The 12,305-nt window shown below is 62.5% G+C and carries 13 protein-coding genes and 4 tRNA genes; 2 read left to right on the forward strand and 15 right to left on the reverse strand.

What is annotated here, in order from left to right; all coding sequences use genetic code 11:
* From EKH80_RS21400 to EKH80_RS21470, 15 genes are all read right to left on the reverse strand, one after another.
* Positions 1-95: GTP-binding protein (locus EKH80_RS21400; protein WP_038054197.1), on the reverse strand; the 95-nt coding region annotated here is incomplete at its 3' end.
* An 81-nt stretch (positions 96-176) separates the two neighbouring features.
* A tRNA-Thr gene (locus tag EKH80_RS21405) sits at positions 177-252 on the reverse strand.
* 115 nt (positions 253-367) lie between these two features.
* Positions 368-441 (reverse strand) — tRNA-Gly (locus tag EKH80_RS21410).
* A 110-nt stretch (positions 442-551) separates the two neighbouring features.
* Positions 552-637: transfer RNA gene (locus tag EKH80_RS21415), tRNA-Tyr, on the reverse strand.
* Positions 638-742: 105 nt separating this feature from the next.
* Entirely contained in the window at positions 743-1,231 is a 489-nt protein-coding gene (locus EKH80_RS21420; RefSeq protein WP_126686840.1) for an acyl-CoA thioesterase, read from the reverse strand.
* 41 nt (positions 1,232-1,272) lie between these two features.
* Complete coding sequence (locus EKH80_RS21425) at positions 1,273-1,776, reverse strand: GNAT family N-acetyltransferase (RefSeq protein ID WP_126686841.1); 504 nt, start codon at positions 1,774-1,776, stop codon at positions 1,273-1,275.
* A 96-nt stretch (positions 1,777-1,872) separates the two neighbouring features.
* Positions 1,873-2,583, reverse strand: a complete 711-nt coding sequence (locus tag EKH80_RS21430; protein WP_158628916.1) for a class I SAM-dependent methyltransferase — start codon at positions 2,581-2,583, stop codon at positions 1,873-1,875.
* Between the two features lie 256 nt (positions 2,584-2,839).
* On the reverse strand, positions 2,840-3,931 hold the full coding sequence (gene ychF, locus EKH80_RS21435) for a redox-regulated ATPase YchF (RefSeq protein ID WP_126686843.1): 1,092 nt from the start codon (positions 3,929-3,931) through the stop codon (positions 2,840-2,842).
* Positions 3,932-3,988: 57 nt separating this feature from the next.
* Positions 3,989-4,573, reverse strand: coding sequence for an aminoacyl-tRNA hydrolase (pth, locus tag EKH80_RS21440; RefSeq protein ID WP_126686844.1), 585 nt, complete (start codon positions 4,571-4,573; stop codon positions 3,989-3,991).
* 86 nt (positions 4,574-4,659) lie between these two features.
* The gene (locus EKH80_RS21445; protein ID WP_126686845.1) at positions 4,660-5,316 is read right to left on the reverse strand and encodes a 50S ribosomal protein L25/general stress protein Ctc; all 657 of its coding nucleotides are present in this window, start codon (positions 5,314-5,316) and stop codon (positions 4,660-4,662) included.
* Between the two features lie 215 nt (positions 5,317-5,531).
* Positions 5,532-6,470, reverse strand: coding sequence for a ribose-phosphate diphosphokinase (locus EKH80_RS21450; RefSeq protein WP_126686881.1), 939 nt, complete (start codon positions 6,468-6,470; stop codon positions 5,532-5,534).
* A 206-nt stretch (positions 6,471-6,676) separates the two neighbouring features.
* Positions 6,677-6,753 (reverse strand) — tRNA-Gln (locus EKH80_RS21455).
* A gap of 119 nt (positions 6,754-6,872) precedes the next feature.
* Positions 6,873-7,394 (reverse strand): GNAT family N-acetyltransferase, encoded by a 522-nt coding sequence (locus tag EKH80_RS21460; RefSeq protein ID WP_126686846.1) that lies wholly within the window; start codon positions 7,392-7,394, stop codon positions 6,873-6,875.
* Between the two features lie 26 nt (positions 7,395-7,420).
* Positions 7,421-8,029, reverse strand: a complete 609-nt coding sequence (lolB, locus tag EKH80_RS21465; protein ID WP_126686847.1) for a lipoprotein insertase outer membrane protein LolB — start codon at positions 8,027-8,029, stop codon at positions 7,421-7,423.
* The gene (locus EKH80_RS21470; RefSeq protein ID WP_126686848.1) at positions 8,026-9,783 is read right to left on the reverse strand and encodes a tetratricopeptide repeat protein; all 1,758 of its coding nucleotides are present in this window, start codon (positions 9,781-9,783) and stop codon (positions 8,026-8,028) included. The genes lolB and EKH80_RS21470 overlap by 4 nt, the downstream gene beginning before the upstream one ends.
* A gap of 63 nt (positions 9,784-9,846) precedes the next feature.
* On the opposite strand from EKH80_RS21470, the gene hemA reads away from it, so the two are divergent.
* Together hemA and prfA are read left to right on the forward strand one after the other, a co-directional pair.
* A complete protein-coding gene (gene hemA, locus EKH80_RS21475; protein ID WP_126686849.1) occupies positions 9,847-11,121 on the forward strand; it encodes a glutamyl-tRNA reductase in 1,275 nt (424 codons plus the stop codon).
* A 67-nt stretch (positions 11,122-11,188) separates the two neighbouring features.
* Positions 11,189-12,268 carry a peptide chain release factor 1 gene (prfA, locus tag EKH80_RS21480; RefSeq protein WP_126686850.1) on the forward strand — a complete coding sequence of 360 codons (1,080 nt, stop codon included), beginning with the start codon at positions 11,189-11,191 and terminating at the stop codon, positions 12,266-12,268.
* Positions 12,269-12,305 lie beyond the last annotated feature (37 nt).

Consider the following 12,305-nt stretch of genomic DNA (forward strand, 5'->3'; position numbering starts at 1 on the left):
AGCGCCGCCGTCAGCGTCGTCTTGCCGTGGTCCACGTGACCGATCGTGCCCACGTTCACGTGCGGCTTGGTGCGTTCGAATTTACCCTTTGCCATGAGCGCAAAATCCCGATGGAGTCTGAGTGATGAGGAAACCTAAACGAGCTATCAGGCGATACCGCTTGCAGCCACATTAAGTGGTGCTCATGACTGGAATCGAACCAGCGACCTCTTCCTTACCAAGGAAGTGCTCTACCGACTGAGCTACATGAGCCTATTTTTCAGCCATCCTCCATGATGGCAAAGATCAAACCAGCATCCTTGCTGGACTCTTCAAAAAAGCCTTGGACCGATGAGGGCCGCTCAGACCTTTTTGGCGGGAATGGCAATGGAGCGGGAGACGGGAATCGAACCCGCACCATCAGCTTGGAAGGCTGAGGTTCTACCATTGAACTACTCCCGCTCGGTGCGGAACTCTTCTATCGAACCGTCAACCCGCTTCGATGGGGTAAACCACCTCCACAGCCCCGGTCTTTCATTCCGCCAGCCTTAGCCATCCAAGGATGATAAAGCTGGTGGAGGGAGGTGGATTCGAACCACCGAAGGCGTAAGCCAGCAGATTTACAGTCTGCCCCCGTTGGCCGCTTGGGTATCCCTCCAACAAAGAACGGCTATTGTGTGGATCGCGGCCGTATGTGTCAACACCTGAACCGGGGAAACGGCCGGTTTTCCAAGATTTTTTTCGAACGAAGCGCGGCCTTGCTTCAATCGTTTCCTGCGCCGCGCGTGTCCACGTACTGCGCCATGCTCTTGGAAAGCTCAAGCAGATGCCGCGCCTGCTCCTGCAGCCGGCGCTCGTTCTCGTCACGCGGCGTCCATGGCGGCACCGGCGTGGGTTTGCCCTCGGGCTTGTCCAGCGCCACGAACACCATCACGCAACTGGTTGCCAGGCGCTCCTCGCCCGTGCGCAGATCACGCGCCAGCACGTCCACTGCCATCTGCATGCTGGACGTACCGGTATGAATCAGCTTGGCCCGCACGTTGACGAGGTCGCCGATCAGGATCGGTTTGACGAACTGGATACCGCTTACCGCCGCCGTCACGCAATACGCCCCGCTCCAGCCCACGGCGCAGGCATAGCCGGCCTGGTCGATCCATTTCATCACCATGCCGCCGTGCACCTTGCCACCAAAATTCACATCGGTGGGCTGGGCAAGGAAACGCAAGGTGACTTCGTGCTGCTGGCCTGACATGGAATCTCCAACGAAAAGGTCGGTCGCTAGTACAGGCGGCATTATGCCTGCTTGCTGCGCCGCAGCGGCAGCCGCAGGCTCATTGGCGTAGTAAGCACGCCGTTGGGCGATGGCCGCTCCGCGCCTTCCGTCCGGAAACCCAGGCGCACATAGACCGGCACGGCGCAGCGAGTGGCATTAAGCGTAAAGCGGCACGTACCGGCCCGGCGAACGGCGTCTCGCACCACGCGCTGCCAGAGCCTTCGCGCAATACCCCGTCCTTGATAGCGCGTGCTTACGTAAAAGTGCAGCAGATGGCTGTCGTCGCGCATCGCCGCAACGCCCACCAATTTATCGCCCAGGTAGGCCAGATGGAAACGCTGGCCATCGATGATCTTCTGGCGAAGCGCGCGAGCAGCAAGACGCAGCAGCAGCTCACGACCGATCTTGCGTGACTGATCGGGCAGGACCCAACGCCGCACCACCCGGCGGCTAAGCACGCCGATGGCGGATGCGTCGCCAGGCTGCCCAAGTCGTATTCGCAATGCCTTTCCAGGTACGAACATGCCTACCATGCTCTCATGGCAAGACCCGTTTGCCCAACGCCTGAGCCCGTCGAATCCTGGGTCGCGCCGTAGCTTCAAGAGCAGGCGCGACCCGTCTCAGGGTTCGCCTTTACTCGCTACCGCGAACACACTCCTCCCAAAGAAAGGCGAGGTAACCCAGTCAAGGAGACGACTGACGGGAAATAGCAGTCGATCGAAGATGAAATACGATCGGTCACTGGGCACACCCGATTGGCTACCGACAAGCTTGAACAAGATCACCAGCAGAAAGCCGACCGGGTCGGTGTATCGGATGCTTTCGAGCTTCAATCCCGCCTCATCCAGGCTCTGCCGCAGTGCAGCCTTCGTATAGCGACGGACGTGACCGACCTTGTCGTCCACCGTTGTCCAGAGCGCCGGAAACGCCGGCACGAAGATAAAGATGCGCCCGCCGGGCGCCAGATGATCACGCAACTCGCGCAAAGCCGCTATGTCATCGGGAATGTGCTCCAGAACATTCGACGTGTAGATCATGTCGATATCGCCGGGAAGCTGGTCGATCGACGCAACGGGACTGAAACCGCGACGTGACAGCATTGCGCGCTGCTCGCCATCCACCTCAAGAGTCAACGGAGTGACCCCGGTCATGGCTTTGAACAGGACGGCCAACGAACCAATGCCGGCGCCGAAATCCAGTACGGATTGGTAACGGTGTCGGCGAAACTCACGAATAAATCGACTGACGATCCACCGATTGTAGTTCGCCAGCGATGTCTCGATCGACTCAAGGAGTCCGGTCGCTGAATACCTGAACTTGGATCCGTCCAACACTTTCCCCCTTATCGCATAGAGAACCTTTCCTGGTCGTCTCCACGCGAATGGAGACTGCACTTCGCTTGCCTCTGTTTTCAAGCGCAGGCCGAAGAATCAGCACTGGCTTGATCAGGCCATCCCTGACCGACCATCTAGGGCGCCATGGCGAGCCGAAGCTCCTCCATAGCGCCGCGGGTGACACCACCGCATTGCTGGACACCCTCATCCCATAGCAGCGCCAGGAACCGGAGCGGGACGTCGCGGGAGCGAACTACACGTTGAACAGGAAGTGCAGCACGTCGCCATCCTTGACCACGTAGTCCTTGCCTTCCTTGCGCAGCTTGCCGGCCGCGGCGGCACCGGCTTCGCCCTTGTACTGGATGAAGTCGTCATAGCCCACCGTTTCAGCACGGATGAAGCCACGCTCGAAATCGGTATGAATCACGCCAGCCGCCTGCGGCGCGGTGAAGCCGCGCTTGATGGTCCAGGCGCGCACTTCCTTCACACCGGCGGTGAAATAGGTTTGCAGGTTGAGCAGCTTGTAGCCGGCGCGAATCACGCGATTGAGGCCAGGTTCTTCCAGGCCGAGATCCTTGAGGAATTCGTCGCGGTCGGCGTCGTCCAGCTGCGAAAGCTCTTCTTCGATCGCGGCGCACACCGGCACCACCTCAGCCCCTTCGGCCTCGGCACGTTGGCGAACGGCATCGAGATGCGGATTGTTTTCAAAGCCGTCCTCGCGGACGTTGGCGATGTACATCAAGGGCTTCAGGGTGAGCAGGAACAGGTCGCGCACCAGCGTCTTTTCCTCGTCATCCAGGCCCAGGCTACGCGCAGTCCTGCCTTCATTGAGGCCGGCGGCAAGCTTTTGCAGTACCGGCTTCTTGGCCAGGGCCTCCTTGTCGTTGGCCTTGGCGGCGCGCTCGGCGCGGTTCAGCGCCTTCTCGACGGAATCCAGGTCGGCCAGCGCCAGCTCGGTATCGATGGTGTCGATGTCGGCGATGGGATCGACCTTGCCCGCCACGTGCACGATATCGGTGTGCTCGAAGCAGCGCACCACATGGGCGATGGCATCCACCTCGCGGATATGCGCCAGGAACTTGTTGCCCAGGCCTTCACCCTTGGAGGCGCCCGCGACCAGGCCTGCGATGTCGACGAACTCCACCGCGGTGGGAATCACCTTCTGCGGATTGACGATGCCCGATAGCGCCTCAAGCCGCGGATCGGGCACCGGCACCACGCCCACGTTCGGTTCGATCGTGCAGAACGGGAAATTGGCTGCGGCAATGCCCGCCTTGGTCAACGCATTGAACAAGGTGGATTTGCCGACGTTAGGCAAGCCGACGATGCCGCATTTGATGCCCATGGTTTGTTGATCCGGATAGGAAACTGAAAAGGGAAATAGTAAATGGCCACCGGCCGCTCAACGCATTGCCGGCGTATGCAACTGCTGCATCGCCTTGTCGAATTGCCCGTCAACCGCCAGCGGCAACACGCTCAGCACGCGAGCAATGCCGTCCAGCATCGCGTCTTCATCCATGGCGGAGGGGCGACCCAGCACCCAAGATGTGACTTGATCCTTGTGGCCGGGATGACCGATGCCAAGGCGCAGTCGATGAAATTTGCCATGGCCCAGATGAGCCATGATGTCACGCAAGCCATTCTGGCCACCGTGGCCGCCATCGAACTTAAGGCGCACGGCACCTGCAGGCAGATCCAGGTCGTCATGCGCGACCAGGCACTCCTCCGGCTCGATCTTGTAGTAACGCAGCGCGGAAGCGACGGCGATGCCGCTCTTGTTCATGAAGGTGGAGGGCTTCAGCAGCCACACCGATTCACCGCCGATGCGCAGCTTGCAGGTCTCGCCATGCAATTTGCCGTCGAAGCCAAAGCGTTCGCCCTGGCCCGCCGCCAAGGCGTCAACAAACCAGAACCCGGCGTTGTGCCGGGTTCGGAGGTATTCGGTACCGGGATTGCCCAGTCCGACTATGAGTCGTAGGCCTGCCATGAATGAACTGGAGAGTTGGCCGCGAGATTCGCCCCTCACCCCAGCCCTCTCCCCGACGGGGAGAGGGGGCGGGAAGCCGAAACGGCTTACTTCTTGGTTTCCTTGGGAGCCTCAGCAGCAGGCTGGCCTTCGGCGCCTTCGGCCGGCGCTGCTTCCACTTCTTCCTGCACGGTCACAGCGGAGACCACCGCCACGTCGTGGTCTGCACCCATGTGCAGTGCCGGGATGTCCACGTTCGCCGGCAGCTTGAGCTGCGACAGGTGGATGATGTCGCCGGGCTTGAGGTCGACCAGGTCCAGTTCGATGAACTCCGGCAGGTCCTTCGGCAGGCAGGAGACTTCCACTTCGTTGAGGTTGTGCGAGATCACCACGCCCGCAGCCTTGCCGGCGGGGGATTTTTCCTGATTCAGGAAGTGGACCGGCACATTCACGCGGATCGCTTCGTTCTCGTTGATGCGCTGGAAGTCCATATGCAGCATCTGCTGCTTGAACGGATGCTTCTGCCAGTCGCGCACCAGCACCTTCTGCACCTTGCCGTCGACGTTCAGGTCCAGCACGGAAGAGAAGAACCACTCGTGCCTGGCGGCGAGCAGGATGGTGTTGTGTTCGATCTGGATGCTCTCGGCGGGCTGACCCGCGCCGTAAACCACTGCGGGCACGAAGGACGCACGACGCAGGCGGCGGCTCGCACCTTTCCCCTCGTCTTTGCGCGCTTGCGCCACGATTTCATGAGTCTTGGCCATGTTGGAATTGCCTTAGGTTTTTGAAAGCCGCCTCGCGGCGACCAGACTGACTCTCCCGCGACCAGAAGAGCCGAAAAGCCCGCGGGCGCGGGCTGAAAAGCACACAAGTATACCGAAAATGCAGACAGTCGCCCACCAGGTTCACCACCCAGCACCCAGACGGCACTTGGAAAGCTGGGATTGTCATCCCAGCCTACGCCCTGAAGGGGCCTCGCTTAGTCGATATAGAGCGAACTGACCGACTCGCCGAAAGCGATACGCCGAATGGTCTCCGCCAGCAGTTCCGCGACCGAAAGCTGGCGGATCTTGGCGCAATTCCTGGCATCCTCGCGCAACGGCAAGGTATTTGTGACCACCAGCTGATCGAGCTGAGAACCTTCGAGATTGCGGATCGCCGCACCGGACAGCACCGGGTGCACACAGTAGGCGACCACCTTGCGGGCACCACGTTCCTTCAGGGCGGCGGCCGCTGCGCACAGGGTACCGGCAGTGTCGACGATGTCGTCCACCATCACGCAGGTTTTACCCTCCACGTCACCGATGATGTTCATCACCGTGGCCACGTTGGCCTTGGGGCGGCGCTTGTCGATGATGGCCAGGTCCGCATCGTCCAGGCGCTTGGCGATGGCGCGTGCGCGCACCACGCCGCCCACGTCCGGGCTCACCACGATCAGGTCGTCCATGCTGTAGCTGCGCCAGATGTCGGCAAGCAGGATGGGCGACGCGTAGACGTTGTCCACCGGCACGTCAAAGAAGCCCTGGATCTGGTCGGCATGCAAATCGACGGTAAGCACCCGATCCACGCCAGCGGTGCCGATCAGGCGAGCCACCAGCTTGGCGGTGATCGGCACGCGCGCCGAGCGCGGACGGCGATCCTGGCGGGCGTAGCCGAAATACGGCATCACCGCGGTAACGCTGGCCGCGGAGGCGCGCTTGAGCGCATCGACCAGGGTCATCAGCTCGAACAGATTCTCCGCGCTCGGCGCCCCCGTAGGCTGCAGCACGAACACTTCCTGGCGGCGGACGTTCTCTTCGATCTCGACCTGCACTTCGCCGTCGCTGAACTTGCCGACCAGGGCCTTGCCCAGCGGTATCCCTAAGCGATGGGCAATATCCTCGGCCAGGGCGCGGTGCGCATTGCCGGTGAACAGCATCGGGCTGGGCGTATCCACGATTGTCTTCCTCAGAACCTGGCTATGGAATCAGCTTGGCTGGAAAGACGCGCTCCCGCCCCTTCCAGCCAGCCCCTTCGGCACATGTCCGAATGGAGCTTGAAAAACTTCGGGCACGCAAGTGCCCGCTGCCATGCAGCCCATTCCTGGACTGCGCAAGCGGGGGCCGTACGACCCCCGGTGCGAAATGGCTGGGGCGGTAGGATTCGAACCTACGCATGCGGGAATCAAAATCCCGTGCCTTAACCAGCTTGGCGACGCCCCAGTATTCGTTGGGAATCTGCTATCCGGATCCGCGCAAGGGCTCGCCGGGGAGCAAAGAAGGAAAATTGTGGCGGGAGGCGCAATGCGTGTCAATTCAATTTGTTGACCGCGTGCCTACGCTCAGGCCTGAAACGAGCGCGACATGAAGACACGCAGCTCTTCCGGAAACCCATTCTCGCGGTCGCGCTCGCGTGCGTAAGCGAACGCGGGATCGCTCTTGTCGACCACCACGAAGCCATGCCTGGTGTAGAACGGCGCGTTCCACGGTACGTCGGGCAGCGTACCCAGGTCGATGCGGCGGTACCCCTTATCCTCCGCCCACGCGCAGGCATGCTCGAGCAGCGCCGAGCCGATGCCACGCCGATGAAACTCCGGCAGCACGTCGATCTCGGCGAGGCTCACTACATCGCCATGCAACTCTACGTCGAGCCAGACGAAACCCACTACCTCGCCGCTCGCTTCGTCCACGGCCACCCATACGAAGCCACGCCGAATTTCTTCGGCGAGCAGGTCCTTGGGGATCGAGAGGCGGGAATAGAACCGCCACGCCGGATGATCGCGGAACAATTGCACCGCCATGCGTTCGATGTCGCAGATAACGTCGACATGGGCGGCCGTGGCGCGCTGAATGCGGAATGACATCGGTTTGAATCCTTGAGGCAATAAACTCACTGCAGGTTCCACGACTGGATCGCCAAGCGCACCTTGTAAGGCGGCTTTTCGGCAAACACCTTTGCTGGCAGCGGCGGCTGGTGCGTCGTATCCCATGCGGGATAAGTCACCGTCCAGCCATCCTGCTGCAGTACCGACGGCAAGCGGTCGTCGCCAAAACTCAGATCCGCCTGCGCCCCTTGCGCCCGCAAGCCGAGCACCCAGGCACGCAGTTCGTCGAGCGGAACCTCCCAGTGCAGCGCGCGGCGCATCAGGCTCTCCGCGTCCGGTCCGCGCAAAGGACCGCCTTCCGCGCCATCCAGCTCGGCGCCATCCGGGCTACCGGTCAGGCGATAGCTCCTGCCGGTAATCGGCGTGCGGAAAACGAACTCGTAATGATCGCCGTCCTGCGTCCAGGTGAAACCACCGCTGCCGGCGTCCTGGCCGTTGGATACGCCCAGCTTGCCTTGCAAGACCCAATGGTTGACGCCCGCCAGTTGCTGCTCGCGCGCTTCCTGTTGCGCCAACACAGCCGTATCTCCCCTGTTGCGCACCAGTTGTTGGGTCGCGCACGCAGCCAGCAGCAGCGGCGCGAGCGCTGCGAAAATGCGCAGAAATGACTTCATGGCCCCAGCCGCTTCAAGGTTTGTTGCAGGGCAACGTTGTGCGGATCCACGCGGCGCACCTCATCGAACACTTGCTGTGCCTGTTCGCGATGCCCCTGTTTCCACAGCACTTCGCCGAGGTGAACGCCGACGTCGGCATCCTTGCCGGTCTGCCACGCGTTGCGCAGCACTTCGGCGGCCTGGTCAAGGTGGCCGAGCCGATACTGCAGCCAGCCCCACGAATCGGCGATCGAAGGATCGTTCGGTTTCGCTGCTCGCGCGGTGGCAATCAGCTGCTCGGCTTCCGATAGATCGCGCCCGGCGTCGGCCAGCGTAAAACCCAGTGCATTGCTCGCGTCGACGTCGCCCGGCTTGACCTGCAGCAGGCGGTGAAAATCCGCCACAGCCGGATCGATCTTGCCGATCTCCGCGTACGCCAGCCCACGCCCGTACAGCAGATCCGGATCATCGGGAGCCACCTGCAGCGCATGGCTGAAGGAATCGATCGCCTCGCCGTAACGCTTTTCGCGCAGATAGAGGTCGGCATCGACTTCATAGGCACGACGCAGCTGCGCGGGCTGATCCAGATAGTCCGTCTGCATTTCCGCCAATTGCTGATGCGCTTCGACGCTGCGTCCCAGGTCCTGCAGCAGGATCGCGCTGCGCAGGTCGGCGTCGAAGGCATGGTCGTCTTCGTCCGACACCTGGTCGTACCACTTCAACGCATCCTCTTTGCGGCCAAGCACCTCGGCGAGCTGGCCAAGCAGGTAATTGCTGGTGTTGCGCACCTCATCCGAGGCCTGCGATAGCTGCGTGTAGACCTGTTGCAGCGTCTTGTTGTCCTTGGCGTTGGCGGCCAAGGCCGCGCGCAGCGCATAGGTTTGCGCGTTCTGCGGACCTTTTTCGAGCAGATGGGTCGCCTGGACGTACTGGCCGCTTTGGCCCAGCAAGGACGCATAGGTCAGCCGCAGGCCGATGTTGTTCGGATCCTTCACCTGCGCCTGGCGCAGCAGATTGAGGCCCCCGCTGCGATCGCCATTGTTGAGCTTGAGCTGGGCGGCCCAGGCATACGTCTCGGCCGTGCCGAAACGCTTCAGGGCGCCGTCGGCGACCTGCTGCGCGTAGACGTGGCGATTCAATTGCTCGCCCAGCTCGCTCATCGCCAGCCACGCCTTGGGGTCGGCCGGCAGGCGCTCGGGCGTGCCCAGGGATTCCAGCAGGCGCCCGGCGAGCGCCGGATCACGACTGCCGATCAGTACGCGGCCGAACATGCGCCAGGCGTCCTTGTCGCCGCTGCCGATCAGCAAGGCCAGCTGGCGACTGGCTTCCTCCGTCTGCCCTTGCTCTACCGCCAGTTGGGCACGAGCCTGCGCCAGCTGCGCGGGACTCACGCCGAGCTTCCGCCATCGGTCGATGGCGTGCCGGGCAGCTTCCGGATCATGGATGGCGATGGCCAGGGCGACAGCCTTGCCGGCCACCTCCGGATCGCTGGAAATCATCATCGCGTTGGCATAGAACTGCGACGCGGCCTTGAGATCGGAGCTCGACAGCGCCAACTCACCCGCCAGCAACTGGGCCAGCAGGTCGTGGTCCGAGTCCGGCGTAGCCACCACCAGACTCGTCAACGGCTGAGGTGACGCGGTAGATGCGCTGCCTGCCCGATGGGATACTGCCGCACATCCGGCCAGCCCGAGCACGACCAACCCAACAGCTACAAACAGCCGCACTTGCTTGAACTGGACCGTCCTGCTCAGCACACTATTCCTCCAAACCATTCGCCATTTTGGCTCACCTAGTCTACGCCGGCCAACGCCCGTCGCCCTCACTCGCTATACGTCATGAAGCTGATCGCCCTCGGGCTCAACCACCTCACCGCGCCGGTCAGCCTGCGCGAGCAGGTGGCGTTCGACGAAAACGCGGCCGGCGACGCCCTGCGCGAGCTTGCGCGCGAGCCTGGCGTTGACGAAGCGCTGATCCTCTCGACCTGCAACCGTACTGAACTTTACGTCAGCGTAACGGCAGGCGCGGAAAACGTTCCGCAGGAGTGGCTCAGCCGTCACCACCGTCTGACTCACGGCAAGCTTGACGAGTTCCTGTATCGCCATGATGACGAAGCTGCCGTGAGGCATATGTTTCGGGTCGCCACCGGCCTGGATTCGATGGTGCTGGGCGAACCGCAGATCCTCGGTCAGGTGAAGGAAGCCTATCAGCACGCGCGCGAAGCCCATGCACTGAAGACCCCCATGGATCGCTTGCTGCAGCATACCTTCGCCGTGGCCAAGCGCGTGCGCACCGATACGCGGATCGGCGCACACACCGTTTCGGTGGCCTTCACCGCCGTGCGCCTGGCCGAACGGGTTTTCACGGATTTGCGCCAGGCCTGCGTGCTGCTGATCGGCGCTGGCGACACCATCGACCTGGCGGTGCGCCACCTGGCCGAAAAGCAGGTGCGCCGGCTGATCGTCGCCAACCGCACCCTGGAAAACGCGCAGGAACTGGCGGGTCGCCATGGCGGCTATGCCATTGCCCTGAGCGATCTGCCACAGCACTTGGCCGAGGCAGATATCGTGATCGCTTCCACCGCCGCGCGGCAGCCGGTGCTTACGCGCGCAATGGTGGAGAAGGCCATAGCCGCACGCCGCCGCAAGCCCATGTTCATGGTGGACATAGCCGTACCGCGCGATATCGAGCCGGCAGTCGGCGAGCTGCCGGATGTCTATCTCTACGGCATCGACGACCTGCGCCAAGTCATCGATGACAACCGCCGTTCGCGCGAAAATGCTGCGCGCGAGGCGGATGCGATCATCGACCTGCAAGTCGAACGCTACATGGCCTGGCGCCGTGCCCTCACCGTCCGCAATCCCGCCGTGGATCTGCGCGCACACGCCGAGACCTATCGCGACCAGGTTCTGGACAAGGCGCGTGCCATGCTTGCACGCGGGAAGTCCCCCGACGAAGCACTGGCGTTCCTGGCCAATACCCTGACCAACAAGTTGCTGCACCATCCCAGCGCACGGCTGCGCGAAGCCACGCTTAGCGGCGACTACGATCTGCTGCATGCCGCAGGACGGCTGTACGGCCTGGACGAAGACGAAAAAACGAGCGACGAGTAGCGAGTGCGGCTGGCTGCCGCGCTATGCGTCGTTTCGCTCGTCTCTCTTCCCCTGCCGCCTGCTCCTCATGACACCCTCTATCCGCCGCAAACTCGAAGCCACCGTCGAACGCCACGAAGAACTCGCCCTGCTGCTCGGCCAGGCCGACGTGCTGGCTGACAACACGCGTTTCCGCGACCTTTCCCGCGAATACGCGCAGCTCCAGGCGGTCGCCGACGCCATGCGCGAACTGTCCAACACCGAGCGCGAACTCACCGACGCTCGCGCCATGCTGGATGATCCCGAGCTGCGCGACATGGCCGCCGAGGACATCGCGCAGCTGGAAAACCGCCTGGCCAAACTCGACGGCGACCTGCAATGGCTGCTGATTCCCAAGGATCCGCGCGACGAAGCCAACCTGTATCTCGAAGTGCGCGCCGGTTCCGGCGGTGACGAAGCGGCCATCTTCGCCGGCGACCTGTTCCGCATGTACGCCCGCTATGCCGAGCGCCAGCGCTGGCAAGTCGAAGTACTCAGCGAAAATCCCGGCGAGCACGGCGGCTACAAGGAAATCATCGCGCGCATTGAAGGCAAAGGTGCCTACTCCAAGCTGAAATTCGAATCGGGCGTGCATTGCGTGAAGCGCGTGCCGGTGACCGAATCGCAGGGCCGCGTGCACACCTCTACCGCTACCGTGGCGGTATTGCCTGAGCTGGACGAGATCGAGAACATCGAAATTTCGCCCAGCGACCTGAAGGTCGACACTTTCCGCGCCTCCGGCGCCGGTGGTCAGCACGTCAACAAGACCGATTCGGCGATCCGCATCACGCATCTGCCTTCCGGCATCGTGGTGGAATGCCAGGACGAGCGCAGCCAGCACAAGAACCGCGCCCGCGCCATGAGCCTGCTCAAGGCGCGTCTGCTGGACGAGGCGCAGTCCAAACAGACGGCCGAGCAGGCGCAGTCGCGGCGCCTGCAGGTGGGCACCGGCGATCGCAGCCAGCGCATCCGCACCTATCGCTACAAGGACAATCTGATTACCGACCACCGGATCGGCCTGGACCTGCACAACCTGCCGGATGTGATGCAAGGCCATCTGGACGAGCTGTTCGGCACGCTCACGCGCGAGCACCAGGCAGACGAGCTGAAATCGCTCGCCGGCCACTGATCGAAGTAGGCTGGGATGACCATCCCAGCTCCACGCA

It is taken from the genome of Dyella choica, from assembly GCF_003977665.1.
GTDB lineage: Bacteria > Pseudomonadota > Gammaproteobacteria > Xanthomonadales > Rhodanobacteraceae > Dyella_B > Dyella_B choica.